This window comes from Microbacterium sp. Bi128, assembly GCF_918698205.1.
The window spans coordinates 1-2543 of record NZ_CAKKMM010000726.1 but is presented as its reverse complement, the minus strand read 5'-3'; the positions used below and the strand labels follow the sequence as shown (position 1 = coordinate 2543).

At 68.4% G+C, this 2543-nt stretch carries 2 protein-coding genes and 1 pseudogene; all 3 read left to right on the top strand.

Features of this window, described 5'->3' with window-relative positions:
* Window positions 1-883: ABC transporter ATP-binding protein (locus tag LQV45_RS25430; protein WP_230009411.1), on the top strand; the 883-nt coding region annotated here is incomplete at its 5' end.
* Complete coding sequence (locus tag LQV45_RS25425) at window positions 880-2199, top strand: phosphotransferase family protein (protein ID WP_230009409.1); 1320 nt, start codon at window positions 880-882, stop codon at window positions 2197-2199. The genes LQV45_RS25430 and LQV45_RS25425, both read left to right, overlap by 4 nt.
* Window positions 2196-2543, top strand: a pseudogene (locus LQV45_RS25420) (hypothetical protein); the annotation flags it as partial. The gene LQV45_RS25425 and the pseudogene LQV45_RS25420, both read left to right, overlap by 4 nt.

Below are 2543 nucleotides of genomic sequence, written 5' to 3'. Positions count from 1 at the left end.
TGTGGCCAGGTACACGAGCCGCATCGCCCGCGCGACGGCCTCCGGGGAACGGGTTGCGGACCTGCTTGAGGCCCAGAGTGACGTGCCCGAGTCACCGCACGCCGTCGCCCTCAGGAACCCGCACCCGGACATTGTGTTCGATGACGTCTGGGCCGGCCACTTCGAGGAAACCGCGGTACTCAAGGGAATCACCCTGACCATACCGGCAGGTCAACACTGCGCCGTTCTGGGGCCCTCCGGGGCCGGAAAGTCCACACTGGCAAGCATGATCCTTCGGATGGTGGACCCGTGGAAGGGGAGTGTCAGCCTCGGCGGCGAGGACCTGCGGGACCTCAAGATCGCTTCCGTCCGCGCCCACGTCTCCATCCTGCTCCAGGACTCCGTGCTGTTCGGAACCTCCGTCCGGGAGAACATAAGGTTCGGCCGCCTCGATGCCACCGATGAGGAGATCGAAGCTGTGGCGGCCCTCGCCCAGGCCGACGGTTTCATCCGTGCGCTGCCCCAGGGCTACGAAACCGTCCTTGGCGAGGCGGCCAACAATCTTTCCGGGGGCCAGCGTCAACGGCTGGCCGTCGCCCGTGCCATGCTCCGCAAGGCCCCGATCGTGATCCTGGACGAGGCGACCGCCGGGCTCGATCCGGCATCCCGGGATTCGGTCCTCAGCGCCCTGGACACACTCACCGAGGGCCGGACCTCCATCACGATCACCCACGACGTCAACTCGGCCCAATCGTGCGACCGGGTGATCTGGCTCGAAGACGGCCAAATCCTGGAAGACGGGCCGCCGCAGTCATTGCTGGCCGATCCGGATTCCCGCTTTGCCGGCTGGGTCCACAGGCAGCAGACCCCCGAGCCGGGTGAACTGTTCAAGGTGCCGACATGAGCACCCCGCAGGGACTAAGGCTGCAGGAAGAGTGGCTGCAGGCGCAGCGGCGCGACGCCGACCGTGCCCTGGCGGCCCGGGACCCCCGGATCCCTGGCCTGAACTGGGTGCTCGACGACGAGCTGCTCTCAGAGCTCCTGGGCGAAAGCGTCCGGATCATCAGGACCCGCTACAAACCGCACACCTCCGCCCTCGTCGCCTTCCGCCGGGCCGGCAGCGGCAGCTACGGCAGCGGCGCCGGCAGCTACGGCTGGGCATTGACCACAACACCGGAGCACGTCGGGAAACTGCAGCAGCGGGCAGACAGCTCGCAAAAGCGCGACGGCGGCATCCGGCTTGTCCAGCCCGACCGTCCGCACGGTGACGTCGTCGTGGCTGTCGGCCCCATCGAAGAGGACTGGCCGCTGCGCCCCAACCTGCGGTGGCTCCGGGACCACGGACTCGGACGGCTCGGAGCGCTCCCCGCGGCAGGGCGCTTCCTGGACCCCCCGGTCAGCGTGCTGAGATACAACCCGGAGCGCAGGCTCGTTGTCAGGATCCCATCGGCGACACTGCCCGTCGTCGTCAAGACCGCCGTCCAAGCTGACGAAGCTGCCGAAGGCCTCCGCCTGCGGCAGCGGCTTCAGAGCCAAGGCATCCCGGTCCTGCCCGAACTCGCCGACCCGGAATGCGCCGCGCACGGCATCAGCGCCTCCCCGGACTGGGGCCACGGAGACCTGGGCGGCGTCGACAACGATCCGGCCGCCTACCGGGCCGGCCAAGCCCTGGCGGCGATCCATGGAATGGACGCGGGAACCGGAGCGGACCCGATGGCGGACATGGAGGACCTTGTAAGCCAGCTCATGGCCACGCGGTCCATGATCACTTGCCTGCTCCCCGGGCTCGAGGCTCCGGTGGACGCGCTCACCGGCCGGCTCCTGGCAGCTGTCGGCGCCGCCGGCCCCCGAAGGCAACAGCCGGTGATGGTCCATGGTGACTTTTCGGCGGACCAAGTACTGGTGGACGGCCCGGCCATCCGCATCATCGATTTCGACCGCGTGACAACCTCCGACCCGGCGAGGGACCTTGGGTCCTTTGCCGCGGTGGAGGACATCGCAGACCCCGCCGGCGTCGGGCCCGTCGCCGGCGGCCGCAAGACGGCCCAGCTGATCGACGGTTACCGCGAGGCCGGCGGGCACGTATCGCAGGCCAGGGTGGAGACCTGGGCGGCCTTCCGGTTGTTCCTGAACAGCGTCGACCCGTTCAGGAACCGGGCCAGCGACTGGCCGGCCGACACGAGCTGGCATATCCGCCGGGCCCTGGAGTTGATCGCATGAGCTGGCACCCACCGCTTTGGAAATACACCGACGACGCCGGCACCCCGTGGCGCGTCCACAACGCGTGGCCCGATAAAGAACCGGGAGAATACTTGTTGGAGGTCCGGACTGCAGAACGGCCCGGCGTTCGGGGAGCACATCTGAGCCATGGCCACTTTGAGATCCTGCCGGAGGACGATCCCGAACTGCCGGCCCTTCGGACCGAAAGACAGCGCGGGGAAATCATTTCCCACTGGCCCTACACGCGGGCGATCATCCGGGCGGAGGGATGCTACATCAAGGTCTTCCGGCCCGGCAGGGCCGCGGTCCCGGCCGAACGGTACGCCCAGATGGACCTCCTGCTG